This is a genomic window from Sphingomonas chungangi (genome assembly GCF_013778325.1).
Taxonomy (GTDB): domain Bacteria; phylum Pseudomonadota; class Alphaproteobacteria; order Sphingomonadales; family Sphingomonadaceae; genus Solisphingomonas; species Solisphingomonas chungangi.
This window is the reverse complement of the sequence record NZ_JACEIB010000007.1, coordinates 250,417-272,297: the sequence shown is the minus strand read 5'-3', so window position 1 is coordinate 272,297 and position 21,881 is coordinate 250,417. Positions and strand designations below refer to the sequence as shown.

The 21,881-nt window shown below is 67.1% G+C and carries 22 protein-coding genes, 1 tRNA gene and 1 pseudogene; 8 read left to right on the top strand and 16 right to left on the bottom strand.

Annotated features, from left to right (window positions below; all coding sequences use genetic code 11):
- Positions 1 to 3 precede the first annotated feature (3 nt).
- The 3 genes from HZF05_RS12515 to HZF05_RS12505 all read right to left on the bottom strand — a co-directional run bounded on the left by HZF05_RS12515 (position 4) and on the right by HZF05_RS12505 (position 3,625).
- The gene (locus HZF05_RS12515) at positions 4 to 951 is read right to left on the bottom strand and encodes a TIGR03557 family F420-dependent LLM class oxidoreductase (protein ID WP_160366693.1); all 948 of its coding nucleotides are present in this window, start codon (positions 949 to 951) and stop codon (positions 4 to 6) included.
- Positions 952 to 1,092: 141 nt separating this feature from the next.
- Entirely contained in the window at positions 1,093 to 2,931 is a 1,839-nt protein-coding gene (gene typA, locus HZF05_RS12510; RefSeq protein WP_160366692.1) for a translational GTPase TypA, read from the bottom strand.
- Positions 2,932 to 2,992: 61 nt separating this feature from the next.
- A complete protein-coding gene (locus HZF05_RS12505; protein WP_160366691.1) occupies positions 2,993 to 3,625 on the bottom strand; it encodes a LysE family translocator in 633 nt (210 codons plus the stop codon).
- 65 nt (positions 3,626 to 3,690) lie between these two features.
- Here HZF05_RS12505 and HZF05_RS12500 point away from each other — a divergent pair, with 65 nt between their 5' ends.
- From HZF05_RS12500 to HZF05_RS12485, 4 genes are all read left to right on the top strand, one after another.
- A complete protein-coding gene (locus HZF05_RS12500; RefSeq protein WP_160366690.1) occupies positions 3,691 to 5,241 on the top strand; it encodes an alkaline phosphatase D family protein in 1,551 nt (516 codons plus the stop codon).
- Positions 5,242 to 5,462: 221 nt separating this feature from the next.
- Complete coding sequence (locus tag HZF05_RS12495; RefSeq protein ID WP_160366689.1) at positions 5,463 to 6,662, top strand: toxic anion resistance protein; 1,200 nt, start codon at positions 5,463 to 5,465, stop codon at positions 6,660 to 6,662.
- Positions 6,662 to 7,378, top strand: coding sequence for a hypothetical protein (locus HZF05_RS12490; protein WP_160366688.1), 717 nt, complete (start codon positions 6,662 to 6,664; stop codon positions 7,376 to 7,378). The genes HZF05_RS12495 and HZF05_RS12490 overlap by 1 nt, the downstream gene beginning before the upstream one ends.
- A complete protein-coding gene (locus tag HZF05_RS12485; protein WP_343046885.1) occupies positions 7,375 to 7,875 on the top strand; it encodes a gluconokinase in 501 nt (166 codons plus the stop codon). Before HZF05_RS12490 ends, HZF05_RS12485 begins: the two co-directional genes overlap by 4 nt.
- Before the next feature lie 95 nt (positions 7,876 to 7,970).
- Here HZF05_RS12485 and HZF05_RS12480 read toward each other — a convergent pair whose 3' ends face one another.
- From HZF05_RS12480 to HZF05_RS12460, 5 genes and pseudogenes are all read right to left on the bottom strand, one after another.
- Complete coding sequence (locus HZF05_RS12480) at positions 7,971 to 8,465, bottom strand: hypothetical protein (RefSeq protein ID WP_160366687.1); 495 nt, start codon at positions 8,463 to 8,465, stop codon at positions 7,971 to 7,973.
- A gap of 113 nt (positions 8,466 to 8,578) precedes the next feature.
- Positions 8,579 to 8,899: a ribonuclease E inhibitor RraB gene (locus HZF05_RS12475; protein WP_160366686.1), complete on the bottom strand. Its 321-nt coding sequence runs from the start codon at positions 8,897 to 8,899 to the stop codon at positions 8,579 to 8,581.
- A 97-nt stretch (positions 8,900 to 8,996) separates the two neighbouring features.
- Positions 8,997 to 9,075 (bottom strand): annotated as a pseudogene (locus HZF05_RS12470).
- Positions 9,076 to 9,410: 335 nt separating this feature from the next.
- Entirely contained in the window at positions 9,411 to 11,069 is a 1,659-nt protein-coding gene (gene recN / locus HZF05_RS12465) for a DNA repair protein RecN (protein WP_160366685.1), read from the bottom strand.
- Between the two features lie 60 nt (positions 11,070 to 11,129).
- Positions 11,130 to 11,978 carry an outer membrane protein assembly factor BamD gene (locus HZF05_RS12460; protein ID WP_160366684.1) on the bottom strand — a complete coding sequence of 283 codons (849 nt, stop codon included), beginning with the start codon at positions 11,976 to 11,978 and terminating at the stop codon, positions 11,130 to 11,132.
- 129 nt (positions 11,979 to 12,107) lie between these two features.
- Between HZF05_RS12460 and HZF05_RS12455 the strand changes: the two genes are divergently transcribed.
- Positions 12,108 to 13,271 carry a glycosyltransferase gene (locus tag HZF05_RS12455; protein WP_160366683.1) on the top strand — a complete coding sequence of 388 codons (1,164 nt, stop codon included), beginning with the start codon at positions 12,108 to 12,110 and terminating at the stop codon, positions 13,269 to 13,271.
- Here HZF05_RS12455 and HZF05_RS12450 read toward each other — a convergent pair.
- From HZF05_RS12450 to yajC, 4 genes are read right to left on the bottom strand one after another with little or no spacing between them, the layout of a single operon-like run.
- Positions 13,268 to 13,645 carry an Mth938-like domain-containing protein gene (locus tag HZF05_RS12450; RefSeq protein ID WP_160366682.1) on the bottom strand — a complete coding sequence of 126 codons (378 nt, stop codon included), beginning with the start codon at positions 13,643 to 13,645 and terminating at the stop codon, positions 13,268 to 13,270. The two genes, HZF05_RS12455 and HZF05_RS12450, sit on opposite strands and share 4 nt — an antisense overlap.
- The gene (secF, locus tag HZF05_RS12445) at positions 13,645 to 14,628 is read right to left on the bottom strand and encodes a protein translocase subunit SecF (protein ID WP_160366681.1); all 984 of its coding nucleotides are present in this window, start codon (positions 14,626 to 14,628) and stop codon (positions 13,645 to 13,647) included. Before secF ends, HZF05_RS12450 begins: the two co-directional genes overlap by 1 nt.
- Positions 14,629 to 14,635: 7 nt before the next feature.
- The gene (secD, locus tag HZF05_RS12440; RefSeq protein ID WP_160366680.1) at positions 14,636 to 16,228 is read right to left on the bottom strand and encodes a protein translocase subunit SecD; all 1,593 of its coding nucleotides are present in this window, start codon (positions 16,226 to 16,228) and stop codon (positions 14,636 to 14,638) included.
- A gap of 16 nt (positions 16,229 to 16,244) precedes the next feature.
- Positions 16,245 to 16,586, bottom strand: coding sequence for a preprotein translocase subunit YajC (yajC, locus tag HZF05_RS12435; RefSeq protein WP_160366679.1), 342 nt, complete (start codon positions 16,584 to 16,586; stop codon positions 16,245 to 16,247).
- A 142-nt stretch (positions 16,587 to 16,728) separates the two neighbouring features.
- On the opposite strand from yajC, the gene HZF05_RS12430 reads away from it, so the two are divergent.
- The 3 genes from HZF05_RS12430 to HZF05_RS12420 all read left to right on the top strand — a co-directional run bounded on the left by HZF05_RS12430 (position 16,729) and on the right by HZF05_RS12420 (position 18,423).
- A tRNA-Pro gene (locus HZF05_RS12430) sits at positions 16,729 to 16,805 on the top strand.
- 174 nt (positions 16,806 to 16,979) lie between these two features.
- Positions 16,980 to 17,690, top strand: a complete 711-nt coding sequence (locus HZF05_RS12425) for a hypothetical protein (protein WP_160366678.1) — start codon at positions 16,980 to 16,982, stop codon at positions 17,688 to 17,690.
- 37 nt (positions 17,691 to 17,727) lie between these two features.
- On the top strand, positions 17,728 to 18,423 hold the full coding sequence (locus tag HZF05_RS12420) for an EI24 domain-containing protein (protein ID WP_160366677.1): 696 nt from the start codon (positions 17,728 to 17,730) through the stop codon (positions 18,421 to 18,423).
- Here the strand turns inward: HZF05_RS12420 and HZF05_RS12415 are convergent.
- The 4 genes from HZF05_RS12415 to hppD form a co-directional block, all read right to left on the bottom strand.
- Positions 18,413 to 18,775 carry a Rieske (2Fe-2S) protein gene (locus HZF05_RS12415; protein ID WP_160366676.1) on the bottom strand — a complete coding sequence of 121 codons (363 nt, stop codon included), beginning with the start codon at positions 18,773 to 18,775 and terminating at the stop codon, positions 18,413 to 18,415. The genes HZF05_RS12420 and HZF05_RS12415 overlap by 11 nt on opposite strands.
- Before the next feature lie 10 nt (positions 18,776 to 18,785).
- Positions 18,786 to 19,427 carry a maleylacetoacetate isomerase gene (gene maiA, locus HZF05_RS12410; protein WP_160366675.1) on the bottom strand — a complete coding sequence of 214 codons (642 nt, stop codon included), beginning with the start codon at positions 19,425 to 19,427 and terminating at the stop codon, positions 18,786 to 18,788.
- On the bottom strand, positions 19,424 to 20,713 hold the full coding sequence (gene hmgA / locus HZF05_RS12405; protein ID WP_160366674.1) for a homogentisate 1,2-dioxygenase: 1,290 nt from the start codon (positions 20,711 to 20,713) through the stop codon (positions 19,424 to 19,426). The genes maiA and hmgA overlap by 4 nt, the downstream gene beginning before the upstream one ends.
- A 110-nt stretch (positions 20,714 to 20,823) precedes the next feature.
- Positions 20,824 to 21,858, bottom strand: a complete 1,035-nt coding sequence (gene hppD, locus HZF05_RS12400) for a 4-hydroxyphenylpyruvate dioxygenase (RefSeq protein ID WP_160366673.1) — start codon at positions 21,856 to 21,858, stop codon at positions 20,824 to 20,826.
- Between the last annotated feature and the right edge of the window lie 23 nt (positions 21,859 to 21,881).

The following is a 21,881-nucleotide window of genomic DNA, read 5'->3' as shown; positions in this document are numbered from 1 at the left end:
GGATCACAGCCTCGGGCGGAGTTCCTTCTCGAAGAAGTCGATGAAGCGGGCCTGCTCCTGGCCGGGGCAGGTCAGCACGATCCGGTCGAAGCCGGCATCGGCATATGTCTTGATGACGGCGAGATGCGCATCGACATCCGGTCCCGCGGCGATCGACGATTCCAGGTCCTCCGGCCGCACGAACCGCGATGCGGATTCGAACCCGTCGACATCGCGCAATTCGCTGTTCACGGCCCAGCCGAGCGCGGAAAAGCGGAACGTCCTGTGCGCCTGCTCCAGCCCCGCCTGCCGGGTGGGCGCGTAGGAGAGCAGCGCCTCGGCATAGGCCGGCCCGGCCTTTTCGGCGCGAAAGCCGTCGACCAGCCCGGGTTTCGGTTCCGTGGCCATGATGCCGTCGGCCTTGTCGATGGCGAGCGCGACCGACGCGGGGCCGCTGACGCCCACGACGACGTCGATCGGATCGTCCGGTAGGTCGTAGAGGCGGGCGTGATCGACCACGTACCATTCGCCGGACCAGCTGTGGACGCCGCCGGACCAGAGCGTCCGGAAGATGTCGATCGCTTCGCCCAGCATCGCGTGGCGTTCCGGCGTCGAGGGCCAGCGATCACCGGTGACATGCTCGTTCAGCCGCTCGCCCGCCCCGACGGCAAGTGTGAAGCGGCCCTTCGACATCACCGCGATCGTCGCCGCCGCCTGCGCGATGATCGCGGGATGGTAGCGGATGATGGGGCAGATCAGGCCGGTCGCGATACCGATGCGGGAGGTTGCCTGGGCGATGCCGCCCAGCACGCTCCACGCGAAGGGCGCATGGCCCTGCGCCTCCAGCCAGGGGTGGAAGTGATCCGAGATCGAGACGAAATCGAAGCCGGCGGCCTCGGCGCGCTGCGCGTTCTCGATGAGGGCGGCGGGGCCATGCTCCTCCGTCATCAGCTTGTACCCGAATTGCACCATCCGACCCTCCTGTCCCAGGAGAGCGTAATGCCGCAGCATCGCGATCGATCCGCGCGCGCCGGCCCTGCGAGCGCCGAGCGTGCACGAAAAAGGCCGCGCTCCCGAAGGAACGCGGCCTTTCCCATTCCGTGCGTCGACCGCTTACGCCGCCGCGCGCTTCGCCCGCTTGCGCTCGTTCGGGTCGAGGTGGCGCTTGCGCAGGCGGATCGACTTGGGCGTCACCTCCACCAGCTCGTCGTCGTCGATATAGGCGATCGCCTGCTCCAGCGTCATGCGCTTGGGCGGGGTGAGGCGGATCGCGTCGTCCTTGCCGCCCGAGGCGCGGAAGTTGGTGAGCTGCTTCGCCTTCATCGGATTGACCTCGAGGTCGTCCGTCTTGGCGTTCTCGCCGACCACCATGCCCTCGTAGAGCGCCTCGCCATGGCCGACGAACAGGATGCCGCGCTCCTCGAGCGGGCCGAGCGCGTAGCTGTTCGCCTCGCCATTGCCGTTGGAGATCAGCACGCCGTTCTTGCGGCCCTCGATATTGCCCTTGTGCGGGCCGTATTTCTCGAACAGCCGGTTCATGATGCCGGTGCCGCGCGTGTCCGACAGGAACTCGCCGTGATAGCCGATCAGGCCGCGCGACGGGGCCGAGAAGGTGATGCGGGTCTTGCCGCCGCCGGACGGGCGCATGTCCGTCATCTCGGCCTTGCGCTGGTTCATCTTGTCGACGACCGTGCCCGAATATTCATCGTCCACGTCGATGACGACGGTCTCGTACGGCTCGGTCTTCTTGCCGGCCTCGTCCTCGCCGAACAGCACGCGCGGGCGGCTGATGCCGAGCTCGAAGCCCTCGCGGCGCATCGTCTCGATCAGCACGCCGAGCTGGAGCTCGCCGCGGCCGGCGACCTCGAAGCTGTCGCGGTCGGCGCTCTCGGTCACCTTCACGGCGACGTTGGACTCGGCCTCGCGGAACAGGCGGTCGCGGATCATGCGCGACGTGACCTTGCTGCCCTCGCGCCCGGCGAAGGGCGAATCGTTCACCGCAAAGCGCATCGACAGCGTCGGCGGATCGATCGGCTGCGCGTGCAGCGGCTCGGTGACGGTCACGTCGGCGATGGTGTTCGCCACGGTGGCGATGGTCAGGCCGGCGAGGCTGATGATGTCACCCGCCTTGGCTTCCTCGACGGGAACGCGCTCGAGCCCGTGGAAGGACATGATCTTGGAGGCGCGGCCGGTCTCGATGATCTTGCCGTCGTTATCGAGCGCGTGGATCGGCTGGTTGAGCTTCACCGTGCCGGAGTTCACGCGGCCGGTGAGGATGCGGCCGAGGAAGTTGTCGCGATCGAGCAACGTCACGAGGAACGTGAACGGCTGGCCGTCGACCTCGACCTTCGGCGCCGGAACGTGGTTCACGATCGTCTCGAACATCGGGATCAGCGTGCCTTCGCGCGCGTCCATGTCGGTGGAGGCATAGCCGTTGCGGCCCGAGGCGTAGAGCACCGGGAAATCGAGCTGCTCGTCGGTGGCGTCGAGGCTGACGAACAGGTCGAACACCTCGTCCAGCACTTCCTGGATGCGCGCGTCCGGGCGATCGACCTTGTTGACCACGACGATCGGGCGGAGACCCAGCGCCAGCGCCTTGCCGGTGACGAACTTGGTCTGCGGCATCGCGCCTTCGGACGAATCGACCAGCAGGACGACGCCGTCGACCATCGAGAGGATGCGCTCCACCTCGCCGCCGAAATCGGCGTGGCCAGGCGTATCGACGATGTTGATGCGGATGCTCTCGCTCGCGCCGGGCGGCGTCCAGTCGACCGAGGTCGGCTTGGCGAGGATGGTGATGCCCCGCTCCTTCTCCAGATCGTTGGAGTCCATCGCGCGTTCTTCGACGCGCTGGTTGTCGCGGAAGGTGCCGGACTGACGGAAGAGCTGGTCGACGAGCGTGGTCTTGCCATGATCGACGTGGGCGATGATCGCCACGTTGCGGAGCGCCATGAAAATATGATCCTGTCGGAGTTGTGGGCGCGCCCATAGCCGAGATGGCGCGATGCAGCAACTACGCGCGCGCTGCGATCAATCCGGCGCCGAACAGGAAGAAGAGCGATCCGGTCGCGCGATCGAACAGCCGCTGGCGCTCCGGCGAGGCGAGCCAGGAGGCGAGGCGGCGCCCGCCGGCGGCATAGGCGACGTACCAGCCGGTCTCGATCACCACGAAGGTGCCGGTGAGGATCGCGAACTGCGGCGCCCAGCCGGCCTTCTGGCTGACGAACTGCGGGAAGAGCGCGGCGGCGAACAGGATCAGCTTGGGGTTGGACAGGCCGGTGAACAGCGCGTCGCGAAAAAGGGCGAAGGCCGAGGCGCCTGCCGCCACCGGCACGTCCGGGTCCATCCCCGCCGCGCTCTTGCCCGCGCCGCGCCATGCCTTGATCCCCAGCCACGCCAGATAGGCCGCGCCCGCATAACGCAGCGCATCGAACAGGTGAGGCGAGGCGAGCAGCAACGCCCCCACACCCGCCGCCGAGGCGACCAGCGCCAGCAGCACCGCGCTCATGCACCCCGCCATCGCCCAGATCGAGCGCGCGAAGCCGTGCCGCACCGATCGGGTCATGACATGGAGCATGTTCGGCCCCGGCGTCCCCGAGATCAGGAACACCGTCACCGCGAACAGCCACCAGCGATCCCAGCTCATCGGCACGCTCCTTTCGCGGCCGCCTTGCAACAAAACCGACACGGGCGAAAGATAGCCCATGAGGCATGACCAGCCTCATCACCCCCACGCGCCGTGCGCTCATCGGTGGCCTCGTCGCCGCGCCCTTCGTGCTGACCGGCCGCGCCCGCGCGCAGCTGTCGTTCAGCGAGTTTCCCTTCCAGCTCGGCGTCGCGGCGGGCGACATGACGCCCGATGGTTTCATTCTCTGGACGCGCCTCGCGCAGAAGCCGCTGGAGCCGAACGGTGGCATGCCGATGAAACCGGTGGCGGTCGACTGGCAAGTCGCCACCGACGAAGGCTTCAAGCAGATCGTCGCCAAGGGCACCGAGCAGGCGTGGCCGGAGCTCGCCCATTCGCTCCACATCGACGTGACGGGCATGAAGCCCGCGACGCGCTATTTCTACCGCTTCATCTGCGAGGGCCTGCCCAGCTATGTCGGCAGCGTCACCACGCTCCCCGCGCCCGGCGCCACGGTGGACAAGGTGCGCTTCGCCGCAGTCGGCTGCCAGCATCTCGAACATGGCTGGTACACCGCCTATCGCGACGCCGCCCGCCAGAACCCCGACTTCATGTTCCACTATGGCGATTACATCTACGAATATCACGATCCCTGGCCGCGCGACCGCGAGGGCCTGCCGATCACGCCGGTGCGCCGCTATTCGCGCCCGACGCCGATGAGCCTGGAGGACTACCGCGTCCGCTACGCCGACACCAAGCTGGACGGCGACCTGCAGGCGGCCCACGCCGTCTGCGGCTGGTACTGCACCTATGACGATCACGAGGTGGAGAACAACTGGGCCTCGATCTACGACCAGGAGAACGATCCGCCCGAAATGTTCGTCTATCGCCGCCGCGCCGCGCTGCAGGCCTGGTACGAGCATATGCCGGTGCGCTGCAAACCCACCGCCGACGGCATCGTCGATTTCCACCGCCGGGTGGATTACGGCAGCCTCGCGCGCTTCCACTACCCGAACACGCGGCTCTATCGCTCGGACCAGCCCTGCGGCGACAATTTCAAGCCGGACTGCGCCGCCCGCCATGCACCCGGTCAGGACATGCTCAACGCCGCGCAATGGAGCTGGCTGGAGGAGGGCTTCCGCTCCAGCCGCAACAGCTGGAACATCGTGCCGCAGCAGGTGATGCTCGCCATCCCCGATCGGCGCGAACCCGGCGGCAGCCAGCCGATCTACAACATGGACAGCTGGGGCGGTTATCCGGCGGCCCAGCAGCACCTTCTGGAGATCTTCGCGAAGGCGCCCGGCGGCAACGTGCTGGTGGTGACGGGCGACGAGCATCGCAACTATGCCAACGACCTGATCCTGCGCGACAAGATCGTGGCCAGCGAGTTCGTCTCCACCTCGATCACCTCCAACGGCGATCGCCCGGACGACGACAACAGCGCCAACATCCTCGCCAACAACAGCTTCGTGAAATGGATCAACGATCAGCGCGGCTATGTGATGACCGAGGTGACGCGCGAGGGCTGCGTCGGCGATTACCGCACCGTGGAGACGGTGGAGAAGCGCGACGCGCCGGTGGCCACGGCCGCGAAGTGGGCGGTGGCGAGCGGAAAACCGGGGCTGGTGAGGGCGTGACCCAACAAATCCTTCCCCGCCAGGGGGAGGTGGCGCCCGCAGGGCGTCGGAGGGGGAGGACAGCGATGCGCTCTCCGGTGAGGACTTTGCCGCCCGCCCCCTCCGTCACGCTTCGCGTGCCACCTCCCCTTGGCGGGGGAGGATGAGTTGAGCGTGTCACTTGAACAAGACAGTCCCTCCATCCTACATTCACGCCCGAACAGTGAGGACAGGACCACCGGATGGCGACCGACACCGCGATTGACACGCCCGTCGAGCTGACGCTGACCCCGCCGGCGCCCGTCCCCGCGCTCGCGCCGGAGAAGGCGATCGGCCTCGTCCCCGTCGACGACAAGGTCCGCACCAAGCTCGACGAGAAGGTCGACAGCTTCGTCGAGACTTTGGTCGCCACCGACAGCAACTCGCCGGAGTTCGGCAAGCAGGTCGATCAGATCACCAACATGGGCCGCCGCGAGATCATGGAGGCGGCCGGGCACTCCAACCGCTTCCTCGATCGCCCGACCAAGGCGATGGACAAGGACGGAAACGTCGGCACCAACCTCGCCGAGCTGCGCCGCACGATCGAGGACCTCGATCCCGCCACCAAGGGCGACCTGTTCACCAGCCGCAAGATCTTCGGGATCATCCCGTTCGGATCGAAGATGCGCAATTATTTCGACGGCTACAAATCGGCACAGAACCACATCTCGACGATCCTCCAGCACCTCGCCGGCGGCAAGGACGAGCTGCTCAAGGACAATGCCGCGATCGACGTCGAGCGGCAGGGGCTTTGGGCGGCGATGGGCAAGCTCGAGCAGATGATCCACGTCGCCAAGACGCTGGACAGCCGGCTGGAGCAGAAGGCGCTCGATCTGGACAGCACCGATCCCGCCAAGGCCAAGGCGATCCGCGAAAGCGCGCTCTTCTACGTCCGCCAGCGCACGCAGGATCTGCTCACCCAGATGGCGGTGACGGTGCAGGGCTATCTCGCGCTCGACCTCGTCAAGAAGAACAATGTCGAGCTGGTGAAGGGCGTCGATCGCGCGTCGACCACCACCGTCGCGGCGCTGCGCACGGCGGTGACGGTGGCGCAGGCGCTGACCAACCAGAAGCTGGTGCTGGACCAGATCACCGCGCTCAACACCACCACCGCGAACATCATCGATTCGACCGGCACGATGCTCAAGAACCAGACCGGCGCGATCCACCAGCAGGCCGCCGCCAGCACCATCCCGATCGACACGCTGAAGCGCGCCTTCCAGAACATCTATTCGACGATGGACGCGATCGACAATTTCAAGCTGCAGGCGCTCGGCAACATGAAGCAGACGGTCGACGTGCTGACCGACGAGGTCGAGAAATCGCGCGGCTACATCGCGCGGGCCGAGGGCGCGGCGCAGGCCGAATCGTCGGCGCGCGAAGAAGCGTTCAAGATCGACTGATGCCCGGCAGCGACGACATCATCGAACACGCCGCCGATTTCCTGCGGCGCATCTCGCCCGAGGGCCGGGCGGCGGCGCGGCGCCGGCGCGAGCGGCGCAAGGCCGCCTTCATGCGGATCGCCAAGCGCGTGGTGCTGGCCTGCCTCGCCATTCTGGCGGTGGCGATCGCGATAGGCTTCGTCATGCCGCTGCAGGCCGAGGGCGTGTTCCTGACGATGATCGCGATGGCGCTGGTGTCGGTGGCGATCATCCTGTGGTCCCGCGCGCCGGATTTCACGCCCGAGAAGGTGGCGAGCACCGACCTCCACCTGCTGCCGAGCCAGACCGGCGAATGGCTGGAGCAGCAGCGCCCGGCCCTCCCCTCGCCCGCGCAGCGCCAGCTCGACCAGTTGACCGCCAGCCTCGACGCGATCACCCCGCAGTTGGCGGCGCTGGACGCGCGCTCCCCGGAGGCGCTGGAGGCGCGCCGCCTGATCGGCGACGAACTGCCCGAACTGGTGCGCGGCTACCAGAAGGTGCCGCCGTCGCTCCGCCGCCAGCCGCTCAACGGCGGCCCCTCGCCCGACAAGCAGCTGGTCGAAGGCCTCGGCACGATCGGCGAGGAAATCGCCCGCATGAACGCCCGGCTGGCCGACAACGACCTCAAGGCGCTGGCGACGCAGAACCGGTTTCTGGAGATCAAGTATAAGGGTGACGGGGAGATGGGGGAGCAGTGACGCCCCCGCTTGTCGTCGTCATGGGCGTATCGGGATCGGGCAAGAGTACGGTCGCGATGGTATTGGCCCGGCGTCTCGGCATACCCTTCTGCGAGGGCGATGATCTCCACCCGCCCGCCAATGTCGCCAAGATGCGGGCCGGACAGCCGCTCGACGACACGGACCGCGCCCCGTGGCTGGCCGCGCTCAACGACTGGATGCACGCGCATCGCGATGGCGGCGTGGTCAGCTGCTCGGCGCTTCGCCGACGCTATCGCGACCGGCTGCGACAAGGTCTGGAGCCGCCCCCCGCCTTCGTGCTGCTCGATCCGCCGCGTGCGGTGCTGGAGCGTCGCATGGCGGCACGGCGAGAACATTTCATGCCGGCGAGCCTGCTCGACAGCCAGCTCGCTACGCTGGAATTGCCGGAGGCGGACGAACATGCGCTGCGGCTGGAGGGGGACGGGCCTGCCGGAGCGATGGTGAAGACCACGCTCGACTGGCTGGCGATCGGGTAGATCCGCCTTTACGGGAATGGCTGGAGTTGGTGGAAAGGCGCAAGGCAGGTTCCGGGCGGTGAACCGGGCTTAGCGGACATGCCAAATGCAAATCGTTACCGCGCCCACGGTTCGATCGCCGCAATGGATAAGGCCAAAATGCCAACCGGCACCGATACGTAAGCAGCTTTTATGAGGCCCGTGTTGGCGGATGTGAACGAGATGCGGTGGCCTCGAAACGCCTTTTCGTTTTCGCGACGAAGTGCCGGAACGGCCCAACTCAAAAAGTTAGCTGCAAGAAATCCGAGAGGCAGGACGATGCCGCCGATACCAATCACAGCATAGACAGCCGATGCTCCTGATTGCGCGGCAGAGGTCCGTGATGGACCAATAAATAGCTCGAAGATGCCGAAAGATATCTTCCCCAGAACGAGGCAGGAAACAATGGCGCTCAGGAGTTCAGTCCATCTCACCCAAGGCGAAAGCTCCGTTTTCGCAGCCCGAGCTTCCGCGTAGTCTGCTGTGCGCCTACGCCTATTAGAGAATGCCAGCAGAGCAGCAAGCACCATAACAAGCGGAGCGACCGCCCAAACGGTTTCAGTGATCGACACGGATGACCCTTCGCTCAATGGGGCGCGATAACAAGAGTTTTATGGCATCGTCGTCTGCTCTCGAGAAGCGTCCGTGGCATCCCAATGACCACAACTGGGGCGTTAGCCGCCCGTCAGACGCGAAAGAAACCCCAGCCGTCTGCCCGGCCTCCATATATCCGAGCGCTTGCGTGGAAACGCTCTTCCCACGAAGTGACGTTCTCCGCCGAAGGCTCCATTTCCTTTGAGACAGTGACGTCCCAAGGATCGTCATCTCGTTCGGTTTCCACGATGTCGATCTTGAGGCCGTCCATGCTGCACTCGTCGGCAAACGCTTTCGCCGAAGCATGATCGGGGAATACATGCGAGAAATCGACCAGGCGAGAAGGGCCAAGATTGCTGCCATCCCTCGCCATGCCAGCGAGGATTTTGGCATTCTCATCAAACAGTGACATCGACACCTCTCATTCGCGCTCAAACCTGAACGAATGGCAGGATCGGAGCAAGCGGACTATCGCCGGGAACGGCGGCCACTGGAGCAGTAGTTGCCGATGCCAGCGGCAGGGGATCGAACCCGCACCCGTCGCCGGGATCGCTGTAGCGATACGTCTACCAATTCCGTCACGCTGGCGGACGCTTAATATCAGCAACGTCCGGTTTCGGGTATCGCTGATCGCGACTGGAAGGGCCGCTTGCGGGGCGTTAGCAGCTATCTCGTCGCCCCTGCGCAGGCAGGGGCCTATCTCCTCACCGTTCCGCAAGGATGAAAGCTCAAGTGATGGACTCCTGCCCGCGCAGGAGCGACGGGCGGACGTTGAGGGTGGTCATCCTTCCAATTTAGGATTTCGTCTGTCACGCTCGCGGCGAATCGAGTCAGCCGATCCGCACCTTCTCACCGTCGATCAGCCTGTAGGAATGCCTTGTTTCAGCCTCTCACCCTGTCAACTTCGTCAACTTCGCGAGCGCTCACGCCGCCAGCAGCTTCCCCGCCTGCGCGCGCGCCTCGTCGGTCACTTCGGCGCCCGACAGCATCCGGGCGATCTCCTCGCGGCGTTCGGCCTCGTCGAGCAGGCGGACGCCGGTGCGGGTGACGATGCCGTCGTGGCTCTTGGCGATCAACAATTGCCGCGCCGCGCGCGCCGCGACCTGCGGGGAGTGGGTCACCACCAGCAATTGCGCCTTGTCCGCCAGCCGCGCCAGCCGCTCGCCGATCGCCGAAGCCACCGCGCCACCAACGCCACGATCGATCTCGTCGAAGATCATCGTGCGCGCCCCCGCCGCCTCGGCCAGCGCCACCTTGAGCGCGAGGATGAAGCGGGAGAGCTCGCCGCCGGACGCGATCTTCACCAGCGGTGCGAAGGGCGCGCCGGGGTTGGTGGAGATCAGGAACTCGACGCGGTCGCGGCCCTCCGCACCCCATTGCGCCTCGGGCCGCCGCTCGATCGCGGTGCGGAAGCGCGCGGCGTCGAGCTTGAGCGGCGCCAGTTCGGCCGCCACCGCCTTGTCGAGCCTGAGCGCCGCCTCCGCCCGCGCCTCGGAGAGCGCTGCGGCCTCCGTCTCATAGGCCTTGCGAGCGGTGGCGACGGCCTTCTCCAGCGCCGCCAACCCCTCGCTGCCCGCCGCCATCCGCGCGAGGCGGCCGGACAGCTCCTCGGTGAGCGCGGGCAGCTCCTCAGGCTGGACACGATGCTTGCGGGCGAGGCCGCGCAGATCGAACAACCGCGTCTCGATCCGGTCGAGCCGTTCGGGATCGAAGGCCATCGCTCGCCCGGCGGCGGTCAGCGCATCCTCCGCCTCGGAGGCCTCGATCACCGCGCGATCGAGCGCCGCCAGCGCGGTCGCCAGCGCCTCATGCTCGTGCGCGATCCGGTCGAGCCGCCGCGCCGCCTGCCGCAGCCCTGCCAGCGCGCCGTCCGATCCGTCGAGATGCGCGGTGACGCCGGACAGGTCCTCGGCCAGCCGCGCGCCTTTCTGCATAGCAGAGCGTTCGCTCGCCAGCGCCTCCTCCTCGCCGGGCTCGGGCGCAAGGGCGGCGAGTTCGCCGACCGCATGCTCCAGCCATTCGCGATCGCGCTCGGCAGTCTCCAGGTCGGCACGCGCCGTCTCCAGCGCCGCCTCCGCCGCCCGCCAGCGCGCATGGGCCTGCGCCACGCTTGTGAGGTCGAAGCGCCCGAACGCATCGAGCAGCGCGCGGTGTCCCCTGGCGTTGAGCAGGCCGCGATCGTCATGCTGGCCATGGATTTCGACAAGCCGCCCGCCCACCTCGCGCAGCAAGGCGGCGGAGACGGGCTGGTCGTTGATCGAGGCGCGCGATCCGCCGTCCGCCTTGACGATGCGGCGCACGATCAGCGGCTCGCCGGGCTCGCCTTCCAGCCCGTTCTCGGCGAGCAAAGCGGCGATGGCGGCATCGTCGCCCGCATCGAAGCTGGCGGTCACCACCGCCTGCGGTGCGCCGTGCCGCACCAGCCCGCTGTCGGCCCGCGCGCCGAGCGCCAGCCCCAGCGAATCCAGTAGTATCGACTTGCCCGCCCCGGTCTCCCCGGTCAACGCGCCGAGGCCTGAGGAAAAATCGAGGTCGAGCGCCTCGATCAGCACCACGTCGCGGATGGCCAGCCGGATCAGCATCGCAGCCGCCTTACCCTATCGGCGCGTCCATGAGAACAGGGTGCGAACGCGCGGACGCGCTCACCCCTTCATCAGCTTCTTGTGCTTCCTGTCGATCCTGGACTTCTTGTCCTTGATCTCGCCCTCGGTCGGCGCCTTCTTGTGCATCAGGTTGAAGGCGCGGCCGTACCATTTTGAGCCGGGATAGTTGTTGCCCAGCACCGCCGCCGCCTTCTGCGCCTCGGCCGGCACGCCGAGCGCGAGGTAGGATTCGGTCAGGCGCTCCAGCGCCTCGGGCACGTGGGTGGTCGTCTGATACTTGTCGACCACCACGCGGAAGCGGATGATCGAGGCCAGCCACTCGCCGCGCCGCTGGTAGAAGCGGCCGATCTCCATCTCCTTGCCGGCGAGGTGATCGTTGACGAGGTCGATCTTCAGCCGCGCGTCGGCGGCGTATTTGGTGTTCGGATAGCGGCGTACCAGCTCGCCCAGCGCGTCGAGCGCCTGCTGGGTGATCTTCTGGTCGCGGGTGACGTCGTTGATCTGCTCGTAATAGTCGATCGCGATCAGGTAGTAAGCGTAGGGCGCGTCGCGGTTGCCCGGGTGGATCGACAGGAAGCGCTGCGCGGACTGGATCGAATCGTTGTAGCTGCGGCCGAGATAGTAGGAGTAGGCGCTCATCAGCTCGGCGCGGCGGGCCCAGATCGAATAGGGATGCTGGCGCTCCACCTCGTCGAACAGCTGGGCGGCGACCTTGTACTGCTTCTTGTCCAGCCGATCGCGGGCGAGGTTGTAGAGCGTGTCCACGTCCCGTGCGATGAACTTGGTGTCGGCCTTCTTCTTGTTGCCGTGGGCGCAGCCCGACAGCGGCGCGAAGACGGCGGCGGCGAGCGCGGCGATAAGGATCGGGCGGGTGGCGAGACGTGGCATGGCGACGATCCTTAGCGGCTCGATCCGGCTGTGGGAAGCGGCCCGGAGAGGCCTTTGTGACGAGGGCCGGAACAGTTTCGCCCGCGCACTGAATGGCTTCTTAACGGGGCGCTGGCAGAAGGCGGTGCGATGCTGCGCGTATTGACCCTCTCGACGCTGTTTCCGGATACGGCGCGGCCGACCTTCGGGGTGTTCGTAGAGCGCCAGACGCTCGGACTCGCGGCCCTGCCGGACGTGGAGGTGCGGGTGGTGGCGCCGATCGCCGCGCCGCCGGGTATATTGCGGCGGTTCGGGCAATCGGCGGGGCTGGAGGCGCTGCCGGAGCGCGAGACGTGGAAGGGTCTGTCGATCCACCGGCCGCGCTTCCCTTCGCTGCCGGGCGTCGGCGCATTGAATCCGATGTTGATGGCGCGTGCGCTGCTACCGCTGCTGCGCACGATCCGCGCAGACTTCCCTTTCGACGTGATCGATGCGGAATTTTTCTTCCCCGACGGGCCGGCGGCGGCGCGGATGGGCCGGGCGCTGGGCGCACCGGTGTCGATCAAGGCGCGCGGCCACGATATCCACCATTTCGGACGCGCCCGCTGGACGGGGCGACAAGTGGTGCGCGCCGGTCGCGAGGCGGGCGGGATGTTGGCGGTCAGCGCCGCGCTCAAGGCGGACATGACGGCGCTGGGGCTGCCGGCGGAGAAGATTCGCGTCCATTATACCGGCGTCGATCTCGATCGCTTCAAGCCCGTCGCGGATCGCGCCGCGGCGAAGGCGGCGCTGGGCGTGTCCGGGCCGCTGCTGCTTTCGGTCGGCGCGCTGATCCCACGCAAGGGGCATGACCTGACGATCCGCGCTCTGGCGGAGCTGCCCGGCGTCACGCTGATGATCGCCGGCAAGGGCACGGAGCATGACGCGCTGGAGCTGCTGGCCCGGGAGATCGGCGTGGCCGATCGCGTGCGCCTGCTCGGGGGCCAGCCGCACGAGGCGTTGCCAGCCCTGGCGGCAGCGGCGGATGTCGGAGTGCTGGTTTCGGCCTCGGAGGGCCTCGCCAACGCCTGGGTCGAATCGCTCGCCTGCGGCACGCCGCTGGTGCTGAGCGACGTCGGCGGGGCGCGCGAGCTGGTCGATCGGCCGGAGGCGGGGCGAATCGTAGCGCGTGAGCCTGCGGCGATCGCGGCGGCGGTGCAGGAGCTGCTGGCCTCGCCACCCGCTCCAGCAACGGTGCGGGCGACGGCCGAGCGATTCACCTGGGATGCGAACGCGGTGGCGCTTCGCACGCATCTCGCGGAACTGGTCGCCTAACTCAGCCCCATCAACGCGCAGACGATCTCGCGCCCCTCGGCGCGCAACACGCCCCAGGCGCGCGCCGCCGCGCGGCTGTCCATCACCTCGACGCCGATGCCCTGCGCCTCCAGCGCAGCCGTGAAGGCCGGTGATGGGCGGCGCAGCGTCGGCCCGGTGCCGAGCAGCAGGAACTCCGGCGCCGGATCGCGCGTCAGCAGATCGCCCAGCGCAGCCGGGTCGAGCGCGTCGACAGCGGGCGGCGCCCACGGCACCGCGCTTTCCGGCGTCAGCAGCGCGGCTTCCATCAACTCGCCGTCGATGCGGAAGCCGCCTTCCGCGATGGCCTGGATCGCCGGCCCGGACGCGACCGGATCGGGCGAGAATTTCGCCATCAGTCCTTCGGCCCGATCCGCTCGGCACGGGCGCGCGCGGCCTTCTTCTTGTCGGTCGCCTCGGCCATCTGGCGGAAGCGGGACTTGTCGAGGCCGAGCGTGATCAGCAGCGAGGAGGAGACGTAGATCGACGAATAGGTGCCGACCACCACGCCCAGCATCATCGCCGCGGTGAAGCCGCGCAGCACGTGCCCGCCGAACAACAGCAGCGAGGCGAGCGCCAGCAGGATGGTCAGCGAGGTCATCACCGTGCGCGGCAACGTCTCGTTGACCGAGAGGTCGATCAGCTCGCCCAGCGGCATCTGGCGGTATTTGCGCAGATTCTCGCGTATCCGGTCGTCGATCACGATCTTGTCGTTGATCGAATAGCCGATGATGGTGAGGACGGCGGCGACGATGTTGAGATCGAACTCCATCCGCGTCAGCGCGAAGAAGCCGAGCGTCATCAGCACGTCGTGGAAGATCGAGATGAAGGTCGCGACGCCGAACTGCCATTCGAAGCGGAAGATGCCGAACAGCGCGATGCCGGTGATCGCCAGCACGACGGCCAGCGTGCCCTTCCAGATCAGCTCGTCCGAGACCTTGCCCGAGACGGTCTGCACCTGGTTGAACCGCACGGACGGATATTTAACCTTCAGCGCCGCCTCGACCTTGGCGACCATCGCGTTGCTGGCACCCTCGTCGGTGGAGGTGGGCAGCGGCAGGCGGATATCGACCGAGGAGCCGTCGCCGAACGGCTGAAGCTGGCCTTCGCCAACGCCCAATCCATCGATGATGCCGCGCATCCCGCCGAGCGGCGCGGTGCCGTCGAACTTCGCCTCGATCGAGACGCCGCCGACGAAGTCGACGCCGAAATTGAGGCCGCGCACGCCGACCAGCACGGCCGCCGCGACGGTGAGCAAAGCGGTGAGCCCGAATGCCCAGCCGCGCAGCCGGACGAAGCCGATATTGGTGTTGTCGGGGACGATCTTGAGCAAGCGCATGGCGGCCTCAGATATTCATGGTCTGCGGGCGCTGGCGGCGAATCCAGATTGCGACCAGCATGCGCGTGAAGGTGACGGCGGTGAACACCGAGGTGACGATACCGAGCAGCAGCACCACCGCGAAGCCCTTGACCGGGCCGGAGCCGAGCAGGAGCATGATCATGCCGGAGATGGCGTGGGTGATGTTCGCCTCGAAGATGGTGCGGCTGGCTTCCTTGTAGCCGAGCTCGACCGCCTGGACGACGTTGCGCCCGCGCCGCCGCTCTTCGCGAATACGCTCGTTGATCAGCACGTTGGCGTCCACCGCGGTGCCGATCGTCAGCACGAAGCCGGCGATGCCGGGCAGCGTCAGCGTCGCGGTGAGCAGCGCCATGCCGCCCAGGATCACCAGCACGTTGATGATCACGGCGAGGTTCGCATAGAGGCCGAAGCGGCCGTAGGTGACGAACATGAACACCACGACCAGCCCGACCGCGATGGCCGACGCGATCACGCCGGCATGGATCGAATCCTGGCCGAGCGAGGCGAGCACGGTGCGCTCCTCCACCGTCTTCAGCGCGATAGGCAGCGAGCCCGACTGGAGCGAGATCGCCAGCGCCTGCGCAGACTGGGTGGTGAAGTTGCCGCCGTTGATGATCGCATTGCCGTCGAGGATCGGCACCTGGATCACCGGGGCGGAGAGCACCTGACCATCGAGGATCATCGCGAACTGCTTGTTCACGTTGGCCTGGGTGGTCTCGGCGAAGGCCTTGGCGCCTTTCGGATTGAAGCTAATCGAGACGGCGGGCTGGCCGCTCTGGTCGTAATCCTGCCGCGCGGACTTGAGATCGCTGCCGGTCAGGATCGCCTGGCGATAGACGACCACCGGCTGGCCTTGCGCGGTAAATAGGATCTGCTCGCCGATCGGCGCCCGGCCCGCCGCGATCGCGGCCTTGTCCGGCGCCATGTCGACCAGCTTGAACTCCAGCTTGGCGGTCTTGCCGATCAGTGCCTTGAGCGCGGTCGGATCCTGCACGCCCGGCACCTCGACGAGGATGCGGTCGCTGCCCTGGCGCGCGATCGTCGGCTCCTTGGTGCCGAGCGCGTCGATGCGCTTGCGCACGATGTCGACCGCGCCGGCCATCGCCTGATCGATGAACTGGTTGATGCCCCCCTGGGTCTGGGTCATCACGATGCGGGTGCTGTCGACCACCTGCACCGTCCAGTCCCGGGTGCCGCTGGTGCCGACCGGCTGGGTGAGGTTGCGCGCGGTGTCCACCGCCGCATCGATCTGGCTCGGATCGCGCACGAAGAAGCTGAGCGCGTTGTTGGCGGTCGAGATGTCGCCGATCGCGATCGGGGCGGGCGTGTTCTTGCGCATCGCCGCGCGAACCGTGTCCTCCATGTTGGACAGGCGTGTCTTGGCGACGTCGGCGGTGTCCGCCTCCAGCAGGATGTGGCTGCCGCCGGCGAGATCAAGGCCGAGGCTGATGCGCGGCGCGAAGCCGAGGCCCAATTGTTTGGCGGTCGATTCGGGCATCAGGCTCGGCACCGCGAGCAGGATGCCGATCAGCAATACGCCGATGATCGAGGCGATCTTCCAGCGCGGGAAATCGAGCATGGCCCCCTCGCGTCCCTTATGCGCGATCGTTGGCGACGGCGGCGCCGCGCACGCTGCTCAGCGTCGACTTGACCACGCGGACGCGGACGTTGGGCGCGATCTCAACCTCGATCTCGTCGCCGTCCACCTTGGTGACCTTGCCGATCTTGCCGCCGCCGGTGACGACGGTGTCGCCCTTCTTCACCGCGTCGATCATCGCGGCATGCTGCTTCACCTTGTTCTGCTGCGGGCGGATGATCAGCATGTACATGATGCCGATGATCAGGATCATCGGGATGAGCGGGCCGAACGAGGTCAGGAAGCCGGAAGCAGCGGGCGCGCCGCCGGCGGCCTGGGCATATGCGGGGGACGAGAACATCGTGCGGGTCTAGCCTGGCTGGGGCGCGTCTACTCGCAGCCCTGGTGTTGAAGCGCGGGCGCCTACCATGCTGCTTGCGCTCCATCAAGGCGAAGAGCGCTTGCCAAGCGCGGAGGCTTCCCCTAGTGGGCGCCGCCTAGGTCGGGGCGTAGCGCAGCCTGGTAGCGCATCAGACTGGGGGTCTGGGGGTCGCAGGTTCGAATCCTGTCGCCCCGACCAGCTTCTTCAAGAAGAATCGATATCGTCCGCAGCGCCCCCGCCGGGGCCTGCGTGATGCGCGCTTTGCGCCGGGCCGGTCAGCCGATAGTCTGCATCGCGATGCTGAGTCTCCTGCTCGCCCTGCAAGCCGCGTCCGCCTCCGCTCCGGCGGCTCCGCCCTCCCCGGAAATCGTGGTGACCGCCAGGCACGACAAATGCTTCGTCCAATATGGCCAGCATCCCGTGTCCGACGACAATCTGAAGACCCTCAGCCAGAGCTGGGCGCTCGGCGCGCCGGTGCGCGTGATCGAGCCGCGCGGCGCCAACCTGAAATGCGAGTTCGAGATCATGAAGACGCTGTCCGCGCACGGGCAGCATGTCGCGGAGTTCGTCGCCCGATCGGAGGACCTCTCGCCCGAGGACGAGAAGGCGGACCAGGCGGAGCGCGACGCCGAGGCGCAGAAGCAGGCCGCGAAGGACGCGGCAGCGGCGGCCCCGGCGCCGCTGCCGCAATCGGCGCTGGTGGTCCCCGGCGTGACCCCGCCGGAGGCGCCCGCGCCGCGCGGCCGGCGATTGGCAGCCGCGTCCGGCCGATCGATCGCGCAGGCGCAGAACGGCGTCGTCACGCTCACCTGCACGATGGCGGACCCCACCCGCCCCTATCAGCTCGACGTGATCGTCAACGAGGAGAAGGGGACGGTCACGCCCTCGCGTCCGGACACCGGCGGCGGATCGGAGATGAAAGCGGTGTTCATGCCCGATGCCGTCCGCTTCGGGCCGTTCACGATCAACCGGTCGAGCCTGCACATCTGGCGCCAGAACGCCAGCGCCATGGCGATCGCGGCCAAGCAGCCGCCGATCGTCGAGGGCCAGTGCGCGCTCGCCGACCTGCGCCGGGTGTTCTAGCGACGGAACCGCGCCGCGACTGGCCCGTAGAGGCGGCATGATCCGCGCCTTCTTCCTCGCGCTCGACGATCTCGGCGATGTCCGGGTGCTGCGCATCCTCGGCCGATCGCTGCTGACGACGCTGGCGATCTTCGTGGTGCTGGGATTCCTGCTCGGCTGGGCACTGCACGGGGCCGATCCGTGCAGTTGGTGGTCGGAGGACGACAGCTGCCCGCTGGGCGGCGGCACGAGCGGCCTCGGCGCCTTCCTGCTTACCGCGCTCGGCATCTGGTTCCTGTTCCCGGCGATCGCGATCGGCGTGATCTCGGCCTATATGGACCGCATCGTCGCGGCGGTGGAGGCGCGGCGCTATCCGGAGGCACTGGCGTCCGCCAAGCCACTGGGCTGGGCGCGCGGCGTGCTGCTGGGGCTGAAATCGAGCCTGCGCGTGCTGATCTGCAACCTGATCGCTTTGCCCTTCTACATCCTGCTGCTGGTGACGGGGATCGGCACGGTGCTGCTGTTCGTGGCGGTGAACGGCGTCGCCTTCGGCCGCGACCTCGGCGAGATGGTCGCGGCCCGGCACCTCGACGACCCGGCGACGCGGGCATGGCTGCGCGGCACGCGCGGCGACCGGGCGGTGATGGGGATGATGGTGACGGGCGTGTTCCTGCTGCCGATCGTCAACCTGCTCGCCCCGGTGCTGGGCGCCGCGATGGCGACGCACCTGTTCCACCAGCGGCTCAGGCCGTGACGATCGCCCCGTCGCGCAACGCCACCGGCCACGGGGTCAGCGACTGACCCATGCACGGGCCACCGACGCAGGCGCCGGTCTCGGGCTGAAACAAGGCGCCGTGCCAGCTGCACGCGATCAGCGCGCCATCGGGCGTCAGATAATCGTCGAGCGTCTGTGTGAGGGGCAAACCGGCATGCGGGCAGCGATCGACATAGCCGAACACCGCATCGCCCCGACGCACCACGAATCCGTGGAAGCGCCCGGCCTTCATCTGCAGCACGAAGTTGCGCGCCTTTCCGTCCGCGATCAGGTCGCGCGGGCCGAGGCGCACGCCGGCGGGCGTGGCGTACAGCCGCTCGCCCCCTGTCAATTTTTGGCGCTCATTGCGGATCGGCGTCGGGCTGGCGATCGGGGTGCGCCGCTTCGACCTCGGGCAAGGCGCGCGCGGCGTTGGCAGCGGCGAGCAGGCGCGGGTAAGGCGATACGTCCACCTCGAACCGCTCGGCCGAATAGAGTTGGGGCACCAGATAGCATTCGATCAGGGTCGGCACGTCACCGTAGGCGAAGCGCCTGCCATGCCGCTCGATCAGCGTCTCCAGCGCCGCGAAACCGTCGCCGATCCAGCGCGCCGTCCATTGCTTCACGGCCGCGCCGTCCGCGCCGAACTGCGTGCGCAACTGGCCCAGCACGCGCAGGTTGCCCAATGGGTGGATATCGCAGCCGATCAGCGCGGCCATCGCACGCACGATGGCCCGCTCGTTCGCGTTTTTCGGGAGCAGCGACGGTTCGGGATAGCGCTCTTCCAACCATTCGAGGATGGCGGGGCTCTGCGTCAGCAGCGCGCCGTCGTCGGTCTCCAGCGTGGGTACCATCATCTGCGGATTGAGCGTCTTGTAGGCGGCATCCTTCTGCATCCCGGCCCGCAGATCATAGGCCCGCTGCTCGTAGGTCAGCCCCTTGAGGTTGAGCGCGATCCGCGTGCGGTAAGAAGTACCCGATCGCCAGTAATTGTGGAGGATCATCGCGGCAGCCTTGCCTTCTCGAATCCGGACCAGGCCTCGTCATAGTCGCTCTGCAGCAGCGGAGTCTCGCTCGCCCAGCGGGTCGGGCGGATGACGCGGCGGCTTTCGAACATGAAGGCCATGGTATTCTCGATCTTGTGTGGTTTGAGGTCGGCGTCGACCGCTTTCTCATAGCTGGCGACGTCCGGACCATGGCCGTTCATCTGGTTGTGGAGCGATCCGCCGCCAGGCGCGAAGCCGCCTTCCTTGGCGTCGTAGGCGCCCTCGATCAGGCCCATATACTCGCTCATCACGTTGCGGTGGAACCAGGGCGGGCGGAATGTCCCTTCCGCCACCATCCAGCGCGGCGGGAAGATCACGAAATCGACGTTCGCAGTGCCTGGCGTGTCGCTCGGCGAGGTCAGCACCGTGAAGATCGACGGATCAGGATGATCGAAGCTCACCGTGTTGATCGTGTTGAACCGGGCGAGGTCGTAGCGGCAGGGCGCGAGGTTGCCATGCCACGCCACCACGTCGAGCGGCGAATGATCGAGGGTGGTGGTCCAGAGCCGGCCCTGGAATTTCTGGATCACCTCGGTGGGCTCGTCGCGATCCTCGAACCAGGCGACCGACGTCTCGAAATCGCGCGGATTGGCGAGGCCGTTGGCGCCGATCGGGCCGAGATCGGGCAGGCGGAAGAGGTGGCCGTAATTCTCGCAGACATAGCCGCGCGACGGCCCGTCCACCTCCACCCGGAAACGCACGCCCCGCGGGATGAGCGCGACGTGGCGCGGCGGCAGGTCGAGCACGCCCATCTCGGTGACGATGCGAAGGTTGCCCTGCTGCGGCAGGATCAGCATCTCTCCGTCGGCCGAGAAGAAGACTCGATCCCGCATCGACCGATTGGCGGCGTAAAGGTGGATGCCGCAGCCGTCTCCGCTCGCAACATCGCCGTTGCCGCCATAGGTGAAGAGGCCGTCGACGAAATCGGTGGGCTCGGACGGGATCGGCAGCGGGTCCCAGCGCAGGCGGTTGGGGCTGGGCGGCACCTCATCGAACGGGCCGGAACGCAGCAGCTTCGCGCCTTCATAACGCGCGAAAGGCGCATGGTTGGCGGTCGGCCGCATCCGATAGAGCCAGGAGCGGCGATTCTCGGCGCGCGGCACGGTGAAGGCGGTGCCGGAAAGCTGCTCGGCATAGAGGCCGAACGGCACCTTCTGCGGCGAGTTGCGCCCGATCGGCAGCGCGCCCGGCACCGCCTCGGTGGAGACATGATTGGCGAAGCCCGGGAGGTAGTGCGAAGTCATCTCATTCCGCTCCGTTCGCCCTGAGCTAGTCGAAGGGCTGTCCTTCTTCTCAAACCCGGGTCAAGGGAAGGACAGGGCTGCGACAGGCTCAGCCCGGACGGATTTATGTGTTACGCGTCCACCGCGATCACACCGCGGCGGATCTGATCGAGCTCGATCGATTCGAACAGCGCCTGGAAATTGCCGTTGCCGAAGCCCTCATTGCCCTTGCGCTGGATGATCTCGAAGAAGATCGGGCCGAACAGGTTCTCGGTGAAGATCTGGAGCAGCAAGCCCTCCTCGCCCACCGCACCGTCGATCAGGATGCGGTTCTTCCTCATCCGGTCGAGATCCTCGCCATGGCCCGGCACGCGCTTGTCGACCAGCTCGTAATAGGTCTCGATCGTATCCTGCAACTTCACGCCGCGCTGGCGCAGCCGCTCGACCGTCTCGTAGATGTCGGGCGTGGTCAGCGCGAGGTGCTGGATGCCCTCGCCATGATATTCGCGGATGAACTCCTCGATCTGGCTGTTGTCGTCCTGACTCTCGTTGAGCGGGATGCGGATCGCCTTGTCGGGCGCGATCATCGCCTGGCTGAACAGGCCGGTCGCCTTGCCCTTGATGTCGAAATATTTCTGCTCCTCGAAGTTGAAGAGCGTGCGGTAGAATTCGCTCCACACCCGCATCTGGCCGCGCTTGACGTTGTGGGTGAGGTGATCGAGCAGGTCGAGGCCCACCGAGTTGCGCGCCTCCGCGTCGCGCCAGCCGGGGAACTCCGCCCAGTCGGCATAGAGATCGTGATCGTCGGCGATGAAATAGAGGTACGAGCCCCCGATGCCCTGAATGACGGTATCGTCCTCGTCGGTGCGCTTGGCGCCGTGCGCCAGCGCCCATTCCATCGCCTTGGCGGGATCGGAGACGCGGAACGCCATCGCGCTGGCAGACGGACCATGTTCGCCCCGGAAGGAGGCGACGCGCCCCGCCTCGTCGCGGTTGAGCATCAGGTTGATGCGGCCCTGCTTGTAGCGGGTGACGTTCTTGGTCGGATGGCGGTGCGTCGCGGTGAAGCCGAGCTGCTCGAATTGCCGCCCCATCGCCTCCGGATCGGGCGAAGTGAATTCGACGAACTCGAAGCCGTTGAGGCCCAGCGGGTTGCCCTCGATCATGGCATGCGCTCCTGATATAGTAT

Coding starts and splice junctions, on each gene's coding strand:
- HZF05_RS12515 (WP_160366693.1), bottom strand. CDS start 951: ATGGTGCAATTCGGGTACAAGCTGATGACGGAGGAGCATGGCCCCGCC.
- HZF05_RS12455 (WP_160366683.1), top strand. CDS start 12,108: ATGCTGCGCGTATTGACCCTCTCGACGCTGTTTCCGGATACGGCGCGG.
- maiA (WP_160366675.1), bottom strand. CDS start 19,427: ATGATCCTCCACAATTACTGGCGATCGGGTACTTCTTACCGCACGCGG.
- secD (WP_160366680.1), bottom strand. CDS start 16,228: ATGCTCGATTTCCCGCGCTGGAAGATCGCCTCGATCATCGGCGTATTG.
- hmgA (WP_160366674.1), bottom strand. CDS start 20,713: ATGACTTCGCACTACCTCCCGGGCTTCGCCAATCATGTCTCCACCGAG.
- HZF05_RS12500 (WP_160366690.1), top strand. CDS start 3,691: ATGACCAGCCTCATCACCCCCACGCGCCGTGCGCTCATCGGTGGCCTC.
- hppD (WP_160366673.1), bottom strand. CDS start 21,858: ATGATCGAGGGCAACCCGCTGGGCCTCAACGGCTTCGAGTTCGTCGAA.
- HZF05_RS12460 (WP_160366684.1), bottom strand. CDS start 11,978: ATGCCACGTCTCGCCACCCGCCCGATCCTTATCGCCGCGCTCGCCGCC.
- HZF05_RS12505 (WP_160366691.1), bottom strand. CDS start 3,625: ATGAGCTGGGATCGCTGGTGGCTGTTCGCGGTGACGGTGTTCCTGATC.
- yajC (WP_160366679.1), bottom strand. CDS start 16,586: ATGTTCTCGTCCCCCGCATATGCCCAGGCCGCCGGCGGCGCGCCCGCT.
- HZF05_RS12420 (WP_160366677.1), top strand. CDS start 17,728: ATGATCCGCGCCTTCTTCCTCGCGCTCGACGATCTCGGCGATGTCCGG.
- HZF05_RS12475 (WP_160366686.1), bottom strand. CDS start 8,899: ATGTCACTGTTTGATGAGAATGCCAAAATCCTCGCTGGCATGGCGAGG.
- typA (WP_160366692.1), bottom strand. CDS start 2,931: ATGGCGCTCCGCAACGTGGCGATCATCGCCCACGTCGATCATGGCAAG.
- HZF05_RS12450 (WP_160366682.1), bottom strand. CDS start 13,645: ATGGCGAAATTCTCGCCCGATCCGGTCGCGTCCGGGCCGGCGATCCAG.
- HZF05_RS12490 (WP_160366688.1), top strand. CDS start 6,662: ATGCCCGGCAGCGACGACATCATCGAACACGCCGCCGATTTCCTGCGG.
- recN (WP_160366685.1), bottom strand. CDS start 11,069: ATGCTGATCCGGCTGGCCATCCGCGACGTGGTGCTGATCGAGGCGCTC.
- secF (WP_160366681.1), bottom strand. CDS start 14,628: ATGCGCTTGCTCAAGATCGTCCCCGACAACACCAATATCGGCTTCGTC.
- HZF05_RS12495 (WP_160366689.1), top strand. CDS start 5,463: ATGGCGACCGACACCGCGATTGACACGCCCGTCGAGCTGACGCTGACC.